13 protein-coding genes are annotated in these 21,761 nt (G+C 41.7%); 11 read left to right on the forward strand and 2 right to left on the reverse strand.

What is annotated here, in order from left to right; translation table 11 throughout:
• Positions 1-111 precede the first annotated feature (111 nt).
• The 9 genes from Q4575_RS10945 (at position 112) to Q4575_RS10985 (ending at position 16,482) form a co-directional block, all read left to right on the forward strand.
• Complete coding sequence (locus Q4575_RS10945) at positions 112-1,560, forward strand: sulfatase-like hydrolase/transferase (protein ID WP_303522982.1); 1,449 nt, start codon at positions 112-114, stop codon at positions 1,558-1,560.
• 151 nt (positions 1,561-1,711) lie between these two features.
• Entirely contained in the window at positions 1,712-5,395 is a 3,684-nt protein-coding gene (locus Q4575_RS10950) for a TonB-dependent receptor (RefSeq protein WP_215964097.1), read from the forward strand.
• 88 nt (positions 5,396-5,483) lie between these two features.
• Positions 5,484-7,250 carry an Ig-like domain-containing protein gene (locus tag Q4575_RS10955; protein WP_303522983.1) on the forward strand — a complete coding sequence of 589 codons (1,767 nt, stop codon included), beginning with the start codon at positions 5,484-5,486 and terminating at the stop codon, positions 7,248-7,250.
• Between the two features lie 60 nt (positions 7,251-7,310).
• Positions 7,311-8,318, forward strand: a complete 1,008-nt coding sequence (locus Q4575_RS10960) for a family 16 glycosylhydrolase (RefSeq protein ID WP_303522984.1) — start codon at positions 7,311-7,313, stop codon at positions 8,316-8,318.
• Positions 8,319-8,413: 95 nt separating this feature from the next.
• Positions 8,414-9,145 (forward strand): hypothetical protein, encoded by a 732-nt coding sequence (locus Q4575_RS10965; RefSeq protein WP_303522985.1) that lies wholly within the window; start codon positions 8,414-8,416, stop codon positions 9,143-9,145.
• Between the two features lie 43 nt (positions 9,146-9,188).
• Positions 9,189-9,899: a DUF6445 family protein gene (locus Q4575_RS10970; protein ID WP_215964101.1), complete on the forward strand. Its 711-nt coding sequence runs from the start codon at positions 9,189-9,191 to the stop codon at positions 9,897-9,899.
• A 26-nt stretch (positions 9,900-9,925) separates the two neighbouring features.
• Complete coding sequence (locus Q4575_RS10975; RefSeq protein WP_303522986.1) at positions 9,926-12,700, forward strand: Ig-like domain-containing protein; 2,775 nt, start codon at positions 9,926-9,928, stop codon at positions 12,698-12,700.
• The gene (locus tag Q4575_RS10980; protein ID WP_303522987.1) at positions 12,693-14,582 is read left to right on the forward strand and encodes a CRTAC1 family protein; all 1,890 of its coding nucleotides are present in this window, start codon (positions 12,693-12,695) and stop codon (positions 14,580-14,582) included. The genes Q4575_RS10975 and Q4575_RS10980 overlap by 8 nt, the downstream gene beginning before the upstream one ends.
• 1 nt (position 14,583) lies before the next feature.
• Positions 14,584-16,482 (forward strand): CRTAC1 family protein, encoded by a 1,899-nt coding sequence (locus tag Q4575_RS10985; protein ID WP_303522988.1) that lies wholly within the window; start codon positions 14,584-14,586, stop codon positions 16,480-16,482.
• A gap of 136 nt (positions 16,483-16,618) precedes the next feature.
• Here the strand turns inward: Q4575_RS10985 and Q4575_RS10990 are convergent, their stop codons facing one another.
• Complete coding sequence (locus tag Q4575_RS10990; RefSeq protein WP_303522989.1) at positions 16,619-18,157, reverse strand: AbgT family transporter; 1,539 nt, start codon at positions 18,155-18,157, stop codon at positions 16,619-16,621.
• Positions 18,158-18,387: 230 nt separating this feature from the next.
• Positions 18,388-19,296: a hydrogen peroxide-inducible genes activator gene (locus Q4575_RS10995; protein ID WP_215964106.1), complete on the reverse strand. Its 909-nt coding sequence runs from the start codon at positions 19,294-19,296 to the stop codon at positions 18,388-18,390.
• 158 nt (positions 19,297-19,454) lie between these two features.
• Between Q4575_RS10995 and ahpC the strand changes: the two genes are divergently transcribed.
• Both ahpC and ahpF read left to right on the forward strand, forming a co-directional pair.
• Positions 19,455-20,018, forward strand: a complete 564-nt coding sequence (gene ahpC, locus Q4575_RS11000) for an alkyl hydroperoxide reductase subunit C (RefSeq protein WP_215964107.1) — start codon at positions 19,455-19,457, stop codon at positions 20,016-20,018.
• Positions 20,019-20,144: 126 nt separating this feature from the next.
• The gene (ahpF, locus tag Q4575_RS11005; protein WP_303522990.1) at positions 20,145-21,695 is read left to right on the forward strand and encodes an alkyl hydroperoxide reductase subunit F; all 1,551 of its coding nucleotides are present in this window, start codon (positions 20,145-20,147) and stop codon (positions 21,693-21,695) included.
• The last annotated feature ends 66 nt before the right edge of the window (positions 21,696-21,761 follow it).

The raw sequence follows: 21,761 nt of genomic DNA on the forward strand, positions 1-21,761 counted from the left end.
ATCGCTTTTATATTTGATTAATTAGAAGAATCCCTGTTGTTTTTGGGTTGGCGACACTTCGGTGTCCCGCCCAATTTTTTAGGGTAGAACTGACATAGGTAGGTTTTTATAATGAAAACGTTGATGTTCGTCATATTTTTAATGTCCTTGTCTGCAATGTCAGACGCGGCAGCTAACAAACCGGTTAACGGTAATAAGAAGCAACCTAACATCGTCGTCTTGTTTGCTGACGACGCCGGATACGGAGATTTTGGTTTTCATGGCAGTAAAGTCATGATCACGCCCAACTTAGATCAATTAGCAACACAAGGTGTACGTTTCGCCCAAGGTTATGTATCCGACCCAACTTGTGGTCCATCGCGTGCAGGCTTGATGACAGGTCGTTATCAACAACGTTTTGGATTTGAAGAAAACAATGTACCTGGTTACATGAGCGCAAATTCAGCTAATGACGGCCGTAATATGGGGGTTCCTGTTGATCAAAAAACCATTGGTAACTACTTAAAAGAACAAGGTTATGCGACAGCATATTATGGCAAATGGCACTTAGGTGGCGACGACAAATTCCATCCGCTAAATCGAGGATTTGACGAATTTTATGGTTTCCGAGGTGGAGCGCGTTCTTATTTCGCTTATTCAAAAGCGCCACCAAGTGAGTTAGACCTGATGGAACGTAACTTCGCTATTATGGGTGAACATGAAGGTTATTTAACAGATGTATTGGCAGCCGAAGCCATCGACTTTATGGAACGTAAAGTCAAAGAAGATAAACCATTTTTAGCTTTTGTTGCCTTTAACGCGGTTCATACGCCTATGGATGCAACACCTGAGGACTTAGCTAAATTTCCGCAGCTTGAAGGTAAACGTAAAACGGTAGCGGCGATGACGTTAGCACTTGATAGAGCTTCTGGACAGATCATGGACAAGCTCAAGTCGTTAGGAATTGACGACAATACAATTGTGGTATTTACCAATGACAATGGCGGGCCTACAGACCGCAATGCATCAGACAACTTCCCATTAAGTGGTACTAAATCTAACCATTTAGAAGGCGGGGTGCGAGTGCCATTTTTAATGAAGTGGCCTGGTAAAATAGAACCCGCTAGTGTGTATCCTTACCCGGTAAGTTTGCTTGACCTACTGCCAACATTTTACGCTGCTGCAGGCGGCAACGTTCAGCAAATTGAAAAAACTGATGGCGTTGACTTAGTCCCTTATTTAAATGGCAAAAATACAAATCGTCCTCATGAGGTTTTGTTTTGGAAAAAAGATGTTCGTGGCACAGTTAGAATTGGTGATTGGAAGTTGATGCGATTTCCTGACCGCCCGGCACAACTTTATAACATCGCAGAAGACGAGCAAGAATTGACAGATGTGGCTGCTAAATATCCTGATCTAGTAAAGGATATGTTCAAAACCCTTTTTGAATGGGAGTCAGGTTTGGAAAGACCGCGTTGGTTATTACAACGCAAATTTGAAAACTATGATATCGACCGAATGGACCAATATCATAATAAAGATACAAAACTAAATAAAAACAACAACATAAAACTTCATTAATAACAACTCGTCAGGTTGGCGTTACGTTTTTACGTTTAAAACGCTGGTCTGACCATATAATGAAGTCTTTAATAACATAAATAAATTTATTAGTGTTATGTAAGCAGTATCAACAGGCACTTAGAACTATAATAAAATAGTGGAGAACCACATGAAAACCAACTACAAGCTCAATTCGATATCTGCTGCTGTACTGGGAGTGCTGTTAAGCAATCCAGTCTATGCTGCTGAGCCTGAGGATAAAAACGCCGATGACGATATTGAAGTCATTGAAGTAAAAGGCTTTAGAGGCAGTTTACAAAAAGCCGTTAACGCCAAACGTTTTTCTGACAATGTTTCTGATTCAATTCATGCAGAAGATGTTGGTAAATCTACCGACCAAAACATCGCTGATGCACTTTCTCGAGTGACGGGGATCTCGGTTATAGAGGAAGACGGCGAAGGTACTCGAATTTCAATTCGAGGCACATCGCCTTCAATGAACCAAATTTCGATGAATGGGGTTGCCATTACCAGTGGTAACTCAGGTAACGAAGGTGAGATTGCTTCGCAATCTGTCGATTTAAGCTCATTTTCTTCTGACATTCTATCTTCAATCGATGTTGTTAAAACATCGTCTGCTGAGCAAGATGAAGGTTCTCTAGGCGCTAATGTTGTATTGCGCACAATTAAGCCACTGTCGTTAAATGAACCTCGCCGTATGGTAAACGTTGAAGGTCGTTATAATGAATTTTCTGGCAAATATGATGGCCGAGTGACGACCAGTTTTGCTGATAAATTTGCTGATGATACATTTGGTGTGATTTTCACAGTGTCTGCTGACCAACAACAAACTCGTAACGATAGTACGCGCACAAGTTGGGTTGAAGGCGGTGTAGGCATTTCTGATCTATATGCGAACTCAGGACGCATTGCCCGGGATACAAATGGCAAAGCAATTCGTGTACTTGGTTTTCAAACCGATTCAAGTGGTGCATATGTGCTTAACGAAGCCGGTGACCGTGTTCTTAATGATATCTCGACGTTAGTCGATTACGATCCGGCAACTCAAACGGTAATTTCAGAGGGTGAATACAACGTCCTTGCTCGTAACAATACCGACATCTCTGTTGCTTCAAATATTCGTGAACGTATTTCAGCAACTGCGGGTTTTGAATGGGAACCTACGGATTCAACAAATATCCAATTGGACTTAACCAAAACCAAGCAAACGGTTGAAACGGATTACCACAACTTTAGAATGAATTTTGCTCCTCGTACTGGTATTTCAGGAAATGATCCCGTTTTAGATTGGAATACAGTTAATGTTGAAACACAAACGTTAGAACGCTCTTATAGTCGACTTTCAAGTGGTTTTTTTAACCGTTCTCAAGGCACGCGTGAACTTGAAACTGATGTTTTTTCATTTACAGTTGAACAAGATTTAACAGACAATTTGCGCATGCAATTTAATGTTGGTTTTTCTGAAACTGTTGAAGGAACAGATGACTTTATTAGTTTATCTACAGCAACCTGGGGCACACTAGGTAACAGTTCTGTTGATGAAATGCCAGCAGACATTATTGAGCCGATTGGTTACAACTGTTTAGCAGCTGAATGTGACTTTGACATTAGCTCTTCATTAGCGGTAATTGACCCATATGACGGCAGCCTGACTTCGGCTCCGAGTCGTTTTAGTTTATTAGATTTAAATGCCAACCATTTAGGTGGCCTAACGTTTAGAAACAATGAACAAACAGATACGAATAAATCGTTAAAACTCGATTTCCAATGGGAGCTCGATTTCGATTACGTCACTGGCGTCGAATTTGGTATCAAAGCTTCAAAACGTGTTAAAGACGTTTATACCCAAAACCAAACTATCAACACGGGAACGGCAGTTGTTGATAACTCAAATCCAAATGTGTCATACGCTACAACAGGCATGGGCTCAATTGGTGTTGTTGATATGTTATCTGGTGAAGCTTTCCCATATGACAACTTTGGTGAAGGATTGTTCAAAGATACCAGTGACTTTTATTTTGATGGCTGGCCAATGTTAGATGCGAAAAAAGCATTAGCAGAGTTTGCTGGTCGTGACCCAGATACCGTTGGTATCGCGGTTAACCCACAGGGCACACGCGAAATTTCAACGGAAACGCAATCGGCTTATGTAAAACTAAACTTTGAAGGTTTTGACGGTCGTTTAACCGGTAACATTGGTGTTCGTTTTGTTAAAGATTCTAATGAATCAAGTGGTTATGGTGGTATCAATTACCATCGTCCACCTCATTTGGTTGACCCTTATAACCTACTTATCGAACGTGGTTTAGGTGACATTGAAGGCTCTGAAGCTTGCCCAGACGCACAAATGAACTTTAGACGCGACGGTGATGACAACGTAATGGATGTTTACGACACACGTTGGGCGCCACAAAATGAATCTGAGTTGGCAGGTTGCTTTGCATGGCAGCTAACTCACGGTTATAACTTCGACAATGACGATACAATCCCTTATGTAGACGGTGCTTGGGTTTTACCAGGCGGTATGGATACAAACCGTTTAGTGTTTATTGATTACACAGGCGCTTCACCGGTGATCAATGACTTAGTTCCATTACCAAATACGGTAGTGGATATAAATGGTAATGAAGTTGATGCGCCTCGCTCTAAACACCGACATTTTGGTGCCGCAGGTGAAATTTGGCCATTCCTTGACCGTTCAACATCATTTGTCGGACCAAACGGTAACAAAGATAATTCTACTATCCGTTCAGCTGCAAATAGCGGTTCTGCAACACATACATTGTTATTGCCTAGCTTAAATCTTAACTATGCAATCAATGACGAAATGATCGTTCGTTTTGCGACATCAAAAACAATGACACGTCCAGAGTTTGATTTCTTAAATCCTCGTTTACAAATGAACGAAAATCCATGGGGACCAACGGCATTAGGATCAGCGGGTAACGCTAATCTTAAACCGTTAAAATCAACAAACGTAGATATTTCATTTGAGTGGTATTTCAACGAGTCTGGTTTAGTGTCCGCTGCGGTATTCCACAAAGATATTGTCGATATGGTCGAAAATGTCGTAACACCATTCCATTATAAAGATGTCAGAACCGAATACGATTTACAAAGCGCAAACCTATTGTTGGATTATGACGAAACCCGTATGCCGGGTGAAGGTGAAATGCGCGGTGAACAAAATTGTATGCCACATCGTTATTATGCCGGATTCTCTGCGAGTGAATGGGAAATCGAATGTCATGTTGCCAATATCAACATCTATAAAAACGGTAATAGTACGGTTGTTTCTGGTCTTGAGCTAGGTTACACCCAAAACTACGACTTCCTTCCTGGGGCGCTTAGTGGATTAGGTTTAAGCATCAACTATACATATCAACATTCAGAAAAAGAAGCTGAAGAAATTGGGACATCAGGTGTATTCATGGATCCATTGCCAATGGATTACACACCAGAACACGCTTATAACGCCACTGTATTCTATGAGTTAGATGGGTTGTCGTTGCGTTGGGCACAGCGTTACACCGGAGTTCAATTATTGAATGATGGCTTAAATGGCGGTGCAGCTTGGCAAGACGAAACACATAGAAGTGACTTTAGCGCGAGTTATAACTTATCTAAAAACGTCAGCATGACGTTCAATATTACCAACGTACTAGAAGACACTCGACGTGAATTCTACACAAGTAATATGACGAGAACAGAAGATCAAGAAGTGTATATGAACGAAGGGAACGTCTTTGAAAATGACGTGACTGACGAACGTACACTCGCGATTAGCAATACTGGTCGCCAGTTCCGTTTAGGTATTCGTGCCAATTTCTAATCAGGCACAGATAAGTTAGTAACAAATTAAGTGTGTAGGTTGGGCGGAGCCTGACCTACCCAAAAAAGAGACTTTTGGAGTCGAAGAGATGAATAAATTATTTAAGCAAGCATTGCTTAGCGCAATGATTTCTACCGCGGTTGCAAGCTGTGGTGTTGATGAAGGTTTGGATTACAATTTTTCAAGTAGCAAGCCTGTTACATTTGACGAAGCACCATTTAGCAAATCTTATCCAGAGCTGTCTGGTGTCGTTGAAATAGATTTACTTGAAGGGGCCATGGTAGATGGGAAAGCATTGTCAGTAGATTCTTATCCATCACCAATTTTTATCCGTGAATTTCAATTTGCGGCTGTAAACACCGCCTTTAATACCCCTCAAGGTGAAGGTAATCAAGGGAACAATAACGTTTCGCCATTTACTATGTCTGAGGACGGCACTAAGTTGGTATTGGATACCGATGCCTTTGACCAAGCCCTTCGCATGTGTGATGAAACTGATGTCCGTGGTGGTACGAATGACGATGGAACACCTGCGCCTGATGGCCTACGAGATTTCCCAACCTCGATTACCTACAACATTTCTTATATTGTCGATGTTGGCCATGAACTTGCGCCAGGTGAAGAAGTTGATAGAAGAACTTTATCATTAACGGTAAATGCCATATCGGATCCAGTTACAAGCGTTCAAGCGTTTGACCTTTCTTTGGCGTCAGGTGCTGTAGAACCTATGTTATCTGCAACATCTCCAGCTTATGCCTGTAACTCAAATTTAACCTATTCAATCGCTGATACATCTGTTGCAACCGTCGATGCCGATGGCAACGTAACCGCTGCGAATCAGGGTGAAACGGTAATTACCGTAACCAGTGAAGAAGACTCGTCTCTATCCGCACAGGCAACCATTACGGTAACTCCTGGATTCAATCTTGAGATTGTGAACCAAGACTATAACGAACTAGGCGCTCCACTAGGAACAAAAACGGTTCCAACATGTACATCAATCGGTGCCGAAGTTAAACCAAGCATAGTCAATGACACGCTATCTGGTGTTTATAGTTATGACTGGAGTGCGTCCAACCTAACGACGGAATTTGCTATGTCTGAAAGTGACGGTGAATTTGGTGCAACTGGTCGTTATACCAATACACTGGCGGTTGGCGAAAGTTCAACATTAACGGTTGGCTTAGATTCAGGATATACCGGCGCAACAAGTGCAAATGATGTTGCAGAGCAAAACATCACGGTTACCGCTGAAAGTAATTTGGCCTGTGATCCGGGAGAACCTGTTGATTCTAACTGGATCATTGACTTTAAGTTAGACGGTAATGTTGGGCCTAATTGGTGGGGCGGTACAACCGTTTCAGCAGATGCGCTGTCTGGCAATGCTATCGAGATCAGTGGTGGTCAAAACATCGACCCAGCAAATGGCGCTGGTCGCCTTATCGTTCAGGGCGCTTGGAATAATGATAAAAACTGGTATACCCAACGATTTGGTCGTCCAGACACGTCGACAGGGAAAAAATACAAATTTACAGTATGGGCTAAGTTGAGTGATGTACCTGCAGATGATATTGAGTTGTCTCATGTATCGATAAACTGGAACTACCCAGCTGGTATCACTGGGCCTGGTTATGACCGTCGTTTGCCAAGCGCAGGTATTCAGTCAGCCGTGCTAAAAAGGACTACGGACTGGCAGTTAGTTGAGCTTATCGACAAGTTATCTGGTACACCGGTTTGGACAGTACCTGCGGAGTGGGATGCAAATGCCCCGGTATTCCCTGGCTTCAAAGTGACTGGTTTACCTGAAGGCCAAACATTGTTAATTGATGAACTATCGATAGTTGAAGTCAATTAGTCGAGTTTTAAAACATGAAAAGCCACCTGCTTAGGTGGCTTTTTTATAAGGGGCAATTCTATGAAAAACCGATTATTTTGTTATCTAATTATTACCGCCAATTTAATGGCGATGGCATCTTGTTCGACGGCAACAAAACAAACATTTGAACATGCGCAACCGCAGAATAAAGGGCAAACGACACCGTTACCGACGTTAAAAAACACAGATAACACAAATTGGCAATATGTTGCTTCACTTTCGGACGAGTTCAACTCAACGAAAGTAGATGAAGGCAAGTGGACAAATAGCCCGGAAGGCTGGGGTCCTTGGTCTTGGACAAAAGACAATGTAACGGTCGAGGACGGCAATTTAAATATTGCACTTACTTATGAAAAACACCAGGCCGTGCGCCGCGCTTACAAAGATGGAGGCAGAAAAGTCACGACTGATCTGTTTTATAAATCAGGGATCATTCGCTCCCATGAATACCAAACCTATGGATATTATGAAGCGAGGATGAAAGGTATTCCGACATTTCCTGGTTCGAGTCCCGCGTTTTGGATCTACAGTTTAAATGACGAGATTTCAAAAATGGGATTAAAAGGAAAACATGAGGGCGAAGCTACCTATTCAGAGGTGGATATTGTTGAGTTACAACAGGCCGAATGGGACAAAAACGCGCCATTAGGCTATGACGGTGCCAACGTCATCGATATGAATTTACATACTCGAATTATTGAGAATGGCAAAGAAATATGGAAACGCCCAGGAAAATACCCAGAACTCACCCGGAATAAGATCCATGCAGACTTTGACGCAAGAGACGACTTCCACATTTACGGGGCTGAGGTGACGCCAGAGGTCATTCGCTGGTTTATTGACGGCGTACAGGTGGCAGAAAAACCAAATCTACACTGGCATTTACCGATGCACGTCACGTTATCTTTAGGTCTTAGGTATCCGCATGTTTCATACAATAATTGCCCAAATGGCTTTGTTCGATGCACTGTGCCTGAAAAAGCGACAGCAGAAGGTTACCCAAGTGCGATGCAAGTCGACTGGGTGCGCGTATACAAGAAAAAATAACTAACTAAGAATACTGGGTTCGGCAGTGGCACCTTGGTCTTTGCCGAACATCAGTCGCTCACAATTAATTAAACTTTGGTTAAGTTGAGGTGAATATGAATTTAATTAAAACAATCGCGACATTTATCTTAATGGTAAGCGCATTTTTATCGACGGCAAGTTGTGCACAGGACGATGAGATCGTCAACTTTGATTTAGACAACCTAATTATTGGCTTGGAAGAAAAGCCTGTTGTCAGAATTGAGTTATCACTGTCTAAGTTACGAGATTTATACGTTGCCGTACAAGAAGTTGAGAGCCGTAAAACAGTTAAGAGCACGATGAAACGGATTAAGAAGTCAGGAAACTATCATTTCTCTATTGATATCGATGATATTAAGCCGGGTAAATATCGTGTAAATGCTTATCTGGCACCAAAAGGCAAAAATTGGAATGACCGTCTTGGTGATACAAAGTTTAAAGTAATAACTGTAATTGACGCGCCTAAAGCACCAGAACCGTCGGTTTATTCGAAAAAAGATCTGATTAAAAAAGTAACTTGGCCAAAAACAATCATTGATGATTCTGAGGTGATATTAACCGCTAAATATGACATCACAGAAAATCGTGATCTGCATTTGAAGTTATTAGACAGCAGCAACTGGAAAGAACTCGGTGCATTAAAATATACCGTTAAAAAACCGGGAGAGATCTCAGTGCCGTTTAGTGATCTGGTGACTAATTTTCCAGCAGGGAAATATGTTTGGGTAGTCTATTTAACAGCTATTGATTCCGACGAAGCGCTAACTAAAAAGCAAGGCAAGCATTTTGTTATCGGCGCTAAATAGTGGCTTTTAACTAAGTTAAGTTCGAGAGCATTGGAAAATACGCATGTTTGATATCAATCGAAAACAACGCCAAGTGGCCCAAAACATTGGTCATGAACAAACCCCAATTTTTGTCGTTGATGACGTTTTGTTAGACCCGTCGGCAGCGATAGCCAATGGCGTTACTGCTGATTATGGTACCAGCATGGTACAGGGCACCTATTATCCAGGAGTGCGTGCCAACGTGGGGGCTGAATATGGTATGGCGATATTGCAATTTTCAGCTCACATTTTATATCGGCACTTTCAAGTTCCAAAAGAGTTAACACTTTACCCAAGGAATGGCTGTTTTTCTTTGCTCACACAACGACCTGCAGACTTAAACTTACTTAGCTGTATTCCCCATTTTGATAATAACGAAACGTTTAGCTTTGCCATTTTACATTATTTAAACCCTGGAGATTTTGGTGGCACGAGTTTTTATCGTCATAAACCAACAGGGTTTGAAAATGTTACACAGGCAAGGCGTAAACAATATTTACAGGCCGCACAACAACATATTAATCAACATGGAAACCCCAAACAGCAGTATGTTACAGGGACAGATCCGCATTTTGAGCTGATCCATACTGTTGATTACAAACCTAATAGGTTGGTTATTTATCCAGCGACCATTTTACATTCAGCTCATATTGAAAAACCAAACGTTGACGTTAACCCAGATCCTAAGTCAGGCAGGTTAACCGCCAATTTTTTTGTCGATTTTCAACCTTAATTCACAACAATTATAAGAATAAAAAAATGAACTTTAAAAACCTGAGTCAATTGATGGTTTCAACCCTCATATTGCTGCCACTTTACTTGTGTGCCGCTATTTATGATGGGCCCACTGATGACGCGACATTTACAGCGTTGTTAAAGCAAGTAAATGAAAAAAGTAGTGAACTTGATAAAAAAGTAGAAGAGGCTATCGCTGTCGGAGTTAATGTCGACTACGCCCAGGTGTCGCAAACAACGGTACGCTTGTTTAAAGACATATTTGCACCATGGGACAGAAATCACCCTGAAGTGGTTCAGCAAATGTATGACGCCGTGTATTTTTCCCGCTTCGATCCTGTTGGCCCAACAGGTTTGCCATTTGATGAGCTACTCGATTGTATCGACGTTGTGGATTCGGCGATAGCGCAATTACAACAGCAGATCGATGGCAATATCACCCTCGCTACGCCGCCAGATTTCTCCACAAAAAAAATTAAGCTCCAGGGCACACATTACCAACTTGGTGATGACAAAGTATTTGCCAGTAAGTTTTTTTGGCAACCAAATACCGAAGACGTTATGCAGGCGTTTGGTCGAAGTGGCGAAGGGTATTTGTCGGTGCAACATTTGGAAACTGAAAACAAAATTAAAAACTGGAGCAAGTCGAGTTTACGAAGCAGTATTGCCGAGCAAACCGCACAAAATCGAGCGCCTATTCAGTATTTTTTAGGCCATATAGTCCCGCAGTCATTTTGGCTGCGAGAAGATTACCCTCAGGCATTTGACGGCTCTCGGATATTTACCGATTACGACATAGACAACCCAAATACCAAAGCGTGGTTAAACGTTTTGTTTGAGGAGCAATTGAGTTCGGCGATTGAACCTTTAGGGGATAACGAGCGAGTTCATATGATTGCCAATGAGCCTATGTTTTCAATACGGGAAGGTGGAGTCGAGTCGGCCCGTGGCGTATCGGAATTTACCATGAATAAATACCAAGCGTGGCTAGAACATAAATACGATACGATAAGCCAGCTTAATGTCGTTTACCAAACAAGCTTTAATAATTTTTCTGAAGTTAAGAACACGTACATCCCGCCAATCTCCCTTAGTTTTCAAGGTGGACCTATTTGGTATGACTGGAATAAGTTTAATCTGGAACGTGGTAATCAATGGTTTCAGTTTTTACACGACGGTGTTCATAACGTTGACCCACATGCTAAAACCCATGTCAAAGTGATGGGCGAACGTTCAGTCCATACGCCTTATCAGGACGAAGGTTTGGATTTTGAATTTATCACTAACTTGGTTGATATGCCGGGATCGGATGCGCAAATGTCGTCATTTGCTGCTGAATGGGACCTACGTCATGAGCAAAATTGGCGTCAGCGGTACAGTCTTGAATGGCGTGCGCAAAGCATTATGCTCGATTTTATGAAATCCATAGCACCAGACAAACATATGTATGATTCAGAGTGGCATAATTTATCAGGGTCAAGATGGCGTGATTTTCATATGTCACCAGAATATGTGCGAGCGACATTTTATTTAGGGATCACGCACGGTTTAGGCTCAGTTACCACTTGGGTTTGGAACCGCAAAAGTGATGGAGCCATCGATACTCGCGCGGACTTCATCGGAACCAGTGTCACTCAGCCAATTCAACTCGACGCCTACGGCCGTGCTTGGAAAGAAATTAATGCACATGGTAATTTGGCACTGTCATTAACGCCAGTTGAGCGAGACTTTATGGTCTATTACAACAAGGATGCGGCAATTCAGGACCCCAAATATACCCTGTATATGTCAGAAATGTACGAGGCGCTTAAATTACAAAATGTGGCGGTAGGATTTGCAACGCCATCGACCCTTGATTCCTTAAACCCGAGTTCACAAACCTTGTTTTTGTCCGCCACTCGATTTATCTCGGACGAAGATTTGACTGGTCTTCAATCCTTTGCACAACGCGGTGGCAATATAGTGCTAATGGATGATGACAATAATTTCACTAAAACTGAGTTGGGGCAAACAAGAACAAGTGGCGTTGATTTGGCTGTATATGCTCGCTTTCAACGAGATAACGTATTGGCCATGCTTGAAGAGTTACAGGTAAAGGTTTCGATGTTAGTTCCGCACAAGGACGTGGATATCGTGGTCAAAAATGCTGAACTTGAAGTTGTTCATGGCGTCCTGTTGAGTCAGGCATCTTTGACATCTGGCTCTGCAACTGCTGGTAACGAACAACGACGAGGTATTTCTCTCATCAATACCAGCCAACAAACCGTCAACGTTAAGCTGTTGTCTAGCATCGGCAAAGTATCCGGTATCGTCGATGTAATTACTGGCAATAACGTAGAAAATAACATCGAAATGCAACCGATGGACGTGCAATTACTGCAACTCGATTTACTCGAAGGTGTGAGTGATATAGAAGTGCATTCGATAGAAATACAATCGTCTGCTACTTCATTAACCGTTGGTGAAAAACTGACTTTGACCGCAGATATACTGCCTACAGACGCAACAGATAAAACCCTCCATTGGTCGTCTAGCAATTCAAATGTGGCAACGGTAGACAATAACGGGAACGTTACAGCAGTAGCGGCGGGTAACGTACAGATCACAGCGACATCACAACTGAGTTTAGTAGCGGACAGCATAAGCTTAACGATTAATGAACAGGCCGTTGTAGACAAGCCTGAAAACCAAAATTCCAGTGGCGGGAGTCTGCCTTGGTTTTTTTTAGTCGCCCTCATTTGGGTTCGTACGCTCAGACAATCATCTTCCCCATTATTTTTAGGAGCTTCAAATGATTAATGGTCAAAAACGCTTATTTTCAAGAGTATCGCTATTATCGACCCTAGCTATTCTCATTGCGTGCCAAACAGCAAATGGCAATCCAAAACCACTTTCAAATGAGCGAATTGTTTTTCAACAACTGCACTCGGATTTTAAGCGTGAAAATAAAAATTTAAGACAATGGGATGCGCCAGTTGTTGCCGATTTAGATCAAGACGGTTATCCCGACTTATTATTAAATGATCATGGTTTTGCCATCCGTGTTATGTGGAATAACCAAGGAAAATATGCCAAACCATATGATTTGATTATGGGAGATGTACACGGGATTTCAGTCGCCGATTTTGATCAAGACGGCTTAAATGAAATTATTCTGGCCCGAGGCGGCGGCTCTGGCAGCAATGCCAGAAACTCAAAAGTGTTTCGCGTCGACAAAAATCGCCGTTTTAGTGAAGTTGCCGATTTTGATATTCCGCTTGAAAACATGCGGGGTCGTACGGTTAAGTTTGTTGATTTAAATAATAACGGCAAGCTCGATTTACTCAACTTCGCTTTTCCTGATCAAGCTAAAAAAGGCCAAAGCGAAAACTACATTTATAAAAACGACAATAATGGTCAGCTCCTGCTCATTAATCAATTACCCGCCATCAAGGTTGATGGGCAAAAGACACTTGTAACCGATTATAACAACGACGGCATAGCCGACATTCTTTTGTACGGGTTTGGTGCCGTAAAGCTGTATCAAGGGAAAGGGGATTTTAGTTATATCGACGTAACCAATAACGTTTTTGCCAAACCACTATTAAACGTAACATCGGTGGCCGAAATTGATTTTGATAATGATGGTGATTTTGATCTGTTTTTTACCCGAGGTAAAGAGTTTGACGGTGGCGATACCTTTTATGACGCGGCAAGCCAAGTATGGGGCTTTTTCGCAAAACGTGGTGAATTTCAATTTGAACATTTAGTGATGGGGGATATTTTTCAACTCGAAAATTTTCAATCACAATGGCCACATAAAAGCCTTTATATCGGCGAATCAGGTTATGAGTACGATTACTCGGGAGAAACCCATTCAGGTCGAGATGTCCGGTTAGTAAATAGTGACGCCCTTGGATTTCCTGATAAAAGAGATAAAAAAGGCGCTTATATTGGTTATGTCGGTAACCAGCAATGGCGAGTCGCCGCCAATATATTTTCGCCAATGACAGCCATTGTACGCGGCGTTAAATCTTATCCAGCACAAACGGTGAGCCCAGGCTTAAAAGACGTATTACTGCAAAATACCAATGGCGTATTTAAAGACGTCACTGCCGCCCAACAGATAATAGACGTTGAACATTCTATGGGCAGTGCCGTCGGGGACTTTAACAATGATGGTTACGCTGACATTCTTGTTGTACCAAGGGGCAATTTGGTCACGCCAATTAACTCAATTTTATTGATGAACCAAGGTAAAAAACGTGGATTTGTTAAAAGCGCTACGCACAATATTGTCACACCTGAATTAGGGGCAATCGGAATGAGCGCACAGGTAGTGGATTACAATTTAGATGGGCAACTCGATGTGGTTGTTGGCAATGACCGCGGAAAATGGCACTTGTTTAAAAATCAGGTCAAGGGGTCGGGAAATAACTTTGTAACGATAAATGTGGGCAAACATAACCAAGTTTCGCCATTAGGTGCGTTAGTGTCGATAAAAGCGTGTGGAGTTGAGCAAATACAAAAGGTCGGCGCAACAAGTGCAGCGTATTCACTCAGCTTTAATCCATTTGTACACTTTGGATTAGGAGCCTGTCAGGCAATCGAAGAAATTAAAGTCACGTGGAGTGACCAAACAGTGAAGTTGCAAGACGTTACAAACATTAAACTCAATTCAGTGATAAACGTTGGTAATTAACATGAAGACTATCTCAAAAGCGTGCCATAAAGTGGCTAGTTATTCCTTGGCAATCGTTCTTTCTGCTTATTTACTTAGTGGTTGCAGTTTGAATCCAATTGACGTAAATGACGACAAATCACCGGCTCAATTTGAGCCGATGAATCGCGATATTTTGCCAACCGGTGAGCGATACCGACGAAAATGGGACGGCCCTGTAGTCGTTGATTTAGACCAAGATGGTTTACAGGATCTAATCTTGACTGACCACGGTAACGAACTGAATGTTTATTGGAACTTAGGTGGGCGATATTCTCAACCTACAACCTTGCTAACACGAGATATCCACGGGGTTGTTGCAGCTGATTATGACAAAGATGGCAAGATAGAAATTGTTGTCGCACAAGGCGGCGGCGATGGCAAAAACCCTAAGTTTCCTTTGTTGTTTGAGGTAAATGAGGGACGAAAAATTCTGAAACAAAATGATATGAAACATTTTGAATTTACCCGCGGTCGCGCGATCAATTTTATCGATGCCGACAATGACGGTACTTTAGAATTGATAACGACTGGTTTTCCTCTTAAATCTCAGAAAGCGGGTGCCAACCATCTTTATAAACTCGATAACAATGAGCAGTACCAATTTGTTAAATTGCTGCCTCAAGCTAAATGGCTAGGCTATCGTTTACAAACGGTTGATTACAATAACGATGGTTTTAAGGATCTGCTTTTTTACGGTGGTGCTGACATTGTTGCGGTGACAAATAAAGGGAAACTGGATTTTGTCGATGATACTAAAGATGTATTAGGCGCGTTAAATCAAACAAATCATGTAAGTAGCATCAACGAAATAGACTTTGACAACGATGGGGACGACGATTTGTTCATAACTCGAGCGGAGCATCAATTTTCTCGTCAGCAATTTTATGATGCAAGCTCTAAACGTTTTGCTTTTTTTACTTTTAAGAAACAAAAGCAACAGTTTGATCTGTCGATTATAGGCAATTTTGAATTAAAAAACCTACAAATGGCCTATCCAGACTTTGATGTATTTGTCGGAAAAAGTATGCGTAAACTTGAGTTCGAAAGTGACCGACATAGCCATAAAGATGTCACACTTACTCAACAACAAGCAACTGGCTGGCCCTCTAAACCAACTAAGAAAGGCATATACATTGGTTATTTAGGTGACAATACATGGCGATTGCTGGTGGATACGCGGGCACGAAATGCTGGCGTTATACTAAACGTAGAGAACAATCTTGGCTCTACTACAATTGCACCATATCCGCCAAAACTGTTTGAAAATAAAGGCGGCAGGTTTGTTGATGCCAGCGACAAACTAGGTAACGCAATTAATGAACAAACCACAAGTTCAGCGGTTGCTGATTTCAATAATGACGGTTGGCCCGACATGGTTGTGATTAAATACGGCAATATGGCGACAAAAAATAAGCAATTTTTATTGTTTAATGACAAAGGCATTAAGTTCACAACCTCCGAAGTGCATAACATTGTTTCCGATGAAATCGGGGCGACAGGCAATGGTGCGAATGTACTCGACTATGATAAAGATGGTGACATTGATCTTCTTTACGCAAATGAACGCGGGTTATGGCATCTGTTTAGCAATAACTTAGTTCAGGGGCAATCGACTCATTTTATTGGGTTTGTTGTGGGCCAATCTCCCGCTAAAAAAATCGACCAACTGGATGCAAAAGTGACTATTTGGGCATGTAATCAAATGCAACAAACGACGATAAGTAATGGCGGAAATGCATTTTCTCAAAGCTTAAATAATCAGGTTCATTTTGGGTTAGGGGAATGCAAAGATGTGCAAAAAGTACGAGTTAAATGGCGTAATGGCGAACAAACAGAGTTGCAAAATTTAACGGTAAACCAATACCATTTGGTTAAATAATCGAGAGTTAACAAGTAAATAGAATGAAAGGCCACTTATACTCAACTAAAACATTGAGTTAATAAGTGGCCAATGGCTATTCCTGATTATATTTTTAAGCCTAGAACGTTGCTCGTTAGCAAGTTCTAGTCACTATTTAGTTTGCAAGATATTCATAACTGGCTTGCAATCCAAGAGGAATTCCCGCTCCCCAGTACAGCATTAAAAATAGTGTCCAAACAATTAAGAAGCAGATCGAAAACGGCAACATCATTGCTGTTAACGTCCCAATACCGGCACTGCTCACATACCTTTGACAAAATACCACCACGAGCGGGAAGTAAGGCATCAAAGGTGTGATGATATTGGTGCTAGAGTCACCGATACGATAGGCCGCCTGTGCTAGGTCTGGGGAAATACCTAATTGCATTAACATAGGGATAAAAATTGGTGCTAACAGTGCCCATTTTGCTGACGCAGAACCAACAAATAAATTAATAAAACCGGTCAAAAAGATGATCCCAGTAATCGTAATTCCTGATGGTAACGCCATTGATTTTAAAAATGCAGCACCTTTGACCGCTAACAATATGCCTAAATTTGACTGTCCAAAAGCGTAAATAAACTGAGCGATAAAAAACATGATCACAAGGTAATAGCCCATACCGGACATGGCTTTCGACATTCCTTCAATAAAATCTTTAGACGATTTAATTTTGCCAATGGCAACACCGTAAACTAGGCCAGGAATGAGAAACAATAAGAAAATAAACGGTACGATTGATTTCATTAATGGTGCAGAGAACGCGGTAAGCGAGCCGTCAGCTGCACGCCAAGCTGAATCTTGTGGATAGGCAGAGGCAAACAAAATTATGGCACCTATGATGATAGAAAATAATGCCCAACGTAGTGCTTTTTGTTCATTTGATTCCAATGGTTCCATAGTTGGAAGATCGGATAAATCACCATCGAGTTTATTGTTTGCCAGTTTCGGTTCGACAATTTTATCCGTAATAAACCAACCCAATAGAGTGACTACAACAGAAGACGCTGTTGTAAAATAATAGTTATTAAGAGGGTTTAATACCACTGTTGGGTCTAGCAATTGAGCGCCCGCTTGGGAAATTCCCTGTAACATTGGATCAAGGGCAGATGGCACGAAGTTAGCTGAAAATCCGCCCGAAACCCCAGCAAATGCCGCTGCAATACCGGCTAATGGGTGTCTGCCTGCGGCATAAAATATGACGCCACCAAGTGGGATAACTAATACATAACCAGCATCAATAGCCGAATGACTGACGATACCAACAAGGATAACCATTGGGGTCAATAACCAGGTCGCTGTTTTAGCCATAATTGCTCGTAAACCCGCGTTGATAAAGCCACTATATTCAGCAACACCAATACCTAACATGGCGACGAGAACCACGCCAACGGGGTGAAAATGAGAAAAGTTATTTACCATTGACGAAAAAAATTGGGTGATGGCATCACCACTTAATTGATTATTAATTATCAATTCTTTACCTGAACGGGGATCAATGGCATCAAAATCTATACCTGATAACACCCAAGATAGTGCCCATACGATGAAAAGTAGGGCGATAAATAGCACAGCGGGGTCGGGGAGTTTATTACCTACAACCTCGACTTTATCTAAAAATCGCTGAACAGTAGAGGGTTTAGATTGGTTCATTTCGACATCCTTTTTATTGTTATTTTCTCTTTAACTAATCTTAGTCAATACTATCTTGGTTTTTTCTATTGTACAGCGTTGGGCGATTAAAATTCGCATACAGATTGTATGCCTGCCTTAAGCTCATATTGTCTGTGGCGCGTTACCATTCGTCAGCATAAACGGTAGCACAACTGAGATAATATCGGGCTAAGACGCGAAGTGATTTTGTGATCTTAACCCTTTGAATTTTAGATTGGTGAGTCGGCCGTCTTCAATTGCGATTTGAAGATTTTGATTAATTCAGACACATCCTGCATTTTGACAAAATTTGGTCTAACGATAAAAGCCAAACGACGATGAGGGCCAGGTTCGTTTAAGTGCAAAGCCCGTAACTCAGACTGCGGGGTGATTAACTGATCAAGCGCCATTTGTGGAACTAAGGTGGTGCCCAATTTTCCCGCGACCATTTGAATTAAGGTATGTAGGCTTGCCGATTGAAAGTCACTGCGCTGTTTTACCGACTGTAACTGGCAGGCTTCAAGTGCATGGTCTTTTAAGCAATGGCCATCTTTGAGTAACATCAACTTATCCAATTCCATTTGACTGCTGGTGATTTCGTCAAGTTGTGTTGGGCATTCATCTTTGTGACTCACCCAATAAAAATCTTCCTGCCAAAATTCTAAGGTTAGCAATCCCTCAGTAGGATAAGGCAAGGCCAATACGGCAACGTCTATTTCGCCTCTGCGCACCATATCAACTAATACATGACTTTGGTCTTCAACTATTTGCAAACGAAAATCAGGGTAAAGCTCTCGAACTTTAGGCAGCACCTTAGGTAGCAAATACGGACCAATGGTCGGGATAACGCCCAATGACAATTCGGTGGATAATACAGACTTACTCAGTTGTGATAGTTGAACTAAGTCATCCATTTCACGTTTAATGTTCTGCGCTTTTTGTAAAAATAACTCGCCTTCTTTGGTCACAAGGACCTGTTTGTTATTGCGCTCGAATATTGCAACACCAAGTTGTTTTTCCAATTCACTTATTGCAGTACTTAATGCGGATTGTGAAACGCTGCACATTTCAGCTGCTTTTTTAAAATGCAGTGTTTGCCCTACAGCAAGCGCGTAGCGTATTTGTTTTAACGAAATCATCTTTTCTCTTTTGCACTTAATAAAATCTATAGTTCAATTTAATAGAACATAAACTTCAATTCAATCAAATTTTCTAATTTATATTCCTGCCCTAATATTACCCCATCGAAAGCAAACGTGCTTTCAACAAACCAAACTAGAAATGAAGGAAATTAACAATGGCTAAAATCGGTAAATCAATCCCAGACTTCTCAGCAACCGCTTTTCACAATGGCGATTTTGTACCAGTCACATCTGAAGACGTGAAAGGGAAGTGGGCAATCTTTTTATTCTACCCAGCGGACTTCACATTTGTATGTCCTACAGAGTTAGAAGACATGGCAAATCAATATGACGAATTACAAAAATTAGGCGTTGAGGTGTATTCAGTATCTACAGACACACACTTCTCACACAAAGCATGGCACGACTCAAGTGACGCGATTGGCAAAATTAAGTTTCCAATGCTAGGTGACCAAACTGGCCAAATTACTCGTGGCTTTGACGTCATGATTGAAGAAGATCACATGGCACACCGTGGCACATTCTTGGCTGACCCAGACGGCATCATTCAAGTTGCAGAAATTCACGCTGGTGGCATTGGCCGCTCGGCAAAAGACATGCTTCGCAAAGTGAAAGCCGCTCAGTATGTTCGTGAAAATGACGGTGAAGTATGCCCAGCAGCCTGGGAACAAGGTCAAGCAACATTAACGCCGAGTTTAGACCTAGTCGGTAAAATTTAAAGTCCGACGCACTTAGAAACTCATATGAGTCCGGTGTAAACACCATATGAGTTTCTTCTTTTAGTTATCTAATGGGCATTGCAACATTCAATGCCCGTTAGTCTACCGCCATCAATGAGGTGAATTATGTTAAGTAATGAAATTTTAAACGCAGTAAAAAGTTACGCAGAAATGTTAGATGAAAAGGTCACCTTGGTATTACAAACAGGGCAACACGACAGTCGTGCTGAATTGGTGGCATTTTTATCCGGGCTTTGTTCAGTTTCAGACAAGTTAGAATTTGTTGAACAAGACGCTGGATTACGCAGCCCAATTACATTTGCGCTCCAAACCAACAATGAGTTTAACGGCGTCTATTTCTCGGGGATCCCAAGTGGCCACGAATTTAATTCGCTTATATTAGCTATTTTGCAATCGGCGGGCACAGCCATAAAGCTTGACGAAAGTTTAAAACAAATTATCGCTAATATTAATCAACCGCTGCATTTTGAAGTGTTTGTCTCTTTGAGCTGTCATAACTGTCCAGATGTTGTGCAGTCATTAAATCAATTTGCATTGCTAAATCCAAATATCAGCAGTGAAATGATCGATGGCGGTTTGTTCCAATCCCTTGTGGAGTCTCGTAATATTCAGGGTGTACCGAGCGTTTATTTAAACGGCGACTTATTTGCCAATGGCAAGGTCGATACCTCAGTGTTAGTCGACAAGTTATTGGAAAAGTACCCAGATGCGGCCAAACAAAACGATGCTCCGCAATTGCCAGAACAAGACGTCACCGTAATCGGTGGCGGCCCAGCAGGGATTGCAGCAGCCATATACAGTGCTCGTAAAGGGCTTAAAGTAACACTAATTGCCGACCGTATAGGCGGACAGGTTAAAGATACTGTTGGTATTGAAAACCTTATTTCAGTGCCTAAAACAACAGGGCCTGAACTGACTAATAATTTACAGGCCCATTTAAACGACTACGACGTTACGGTTAAACAGCATGTTAGAGTTGAAAATATAGAACGTGGCAAGGTGAAACTCGTGCAGTTGAGTTCAGGTGAACAAATATCAACAAAATCGATAATCATTGCCACTGGTGCCAAATGGCGTGAACTGGGGGTTCCCGGTGAAAAAGAAAATATCGGAAATGGTGTCGCCTATTGCCCACATTGTGATGGACCGTTTTTCAAAGGTAAGGATGTTGCCGTCGTCGGTGGTGGCAACTCTGGTATTGAAGCGGCACTAGATTTAGCCGGCATGGTGAAACATGTGACCGTGTTTGAGTTTATGTCTGAGCTAAAAGCTGACAAAGTTTTGATTGATAAAGCTGAAGCCAAAAGCAATATAACCATAATCAAAAGTGCCGCAACAAAAGAAGTGGTTTCTGACAATGGTAAAGTGGTTGGTTTAGCCTACACAGACCGAAATACGGATGAAGAAAAATTACAGTCACTTGACGGCATTTTTGTTCAAATAGGCTTAGTACCAAACAGTGGGTTTTTGGCCGATATTGTCGACAGAACCAAACATGGTGAAATTATCATAGATGAACGTTGCCAAACATCTGAGCCCGGGATATTTGCCTGCGGAGATGTAACAACCGTACCATATAAACAAATTGTTATTGCGATGGGAGAGGGAGCTAAAGCGTCATTATCTGCCTTTGATTACCTGATTAGAGAATCGTAATAGGCATAACAATAAAGTGATTAAAAAGGTCAGCAACCTCAATAGGGTTATCTGACCTTTTTGCTT

The organism is Psychrosphaera sp. 1_MG-2023 (assembly GCF_030548245.1).
In the GTDB taxonomy this organism is placed as follows: Bacteria; Pseudomonadota; Gammaproteobacteria; order Enterobacterales; family Alteromonadaceae; genus Psychrosphaera; species Psychrosphaera algicola.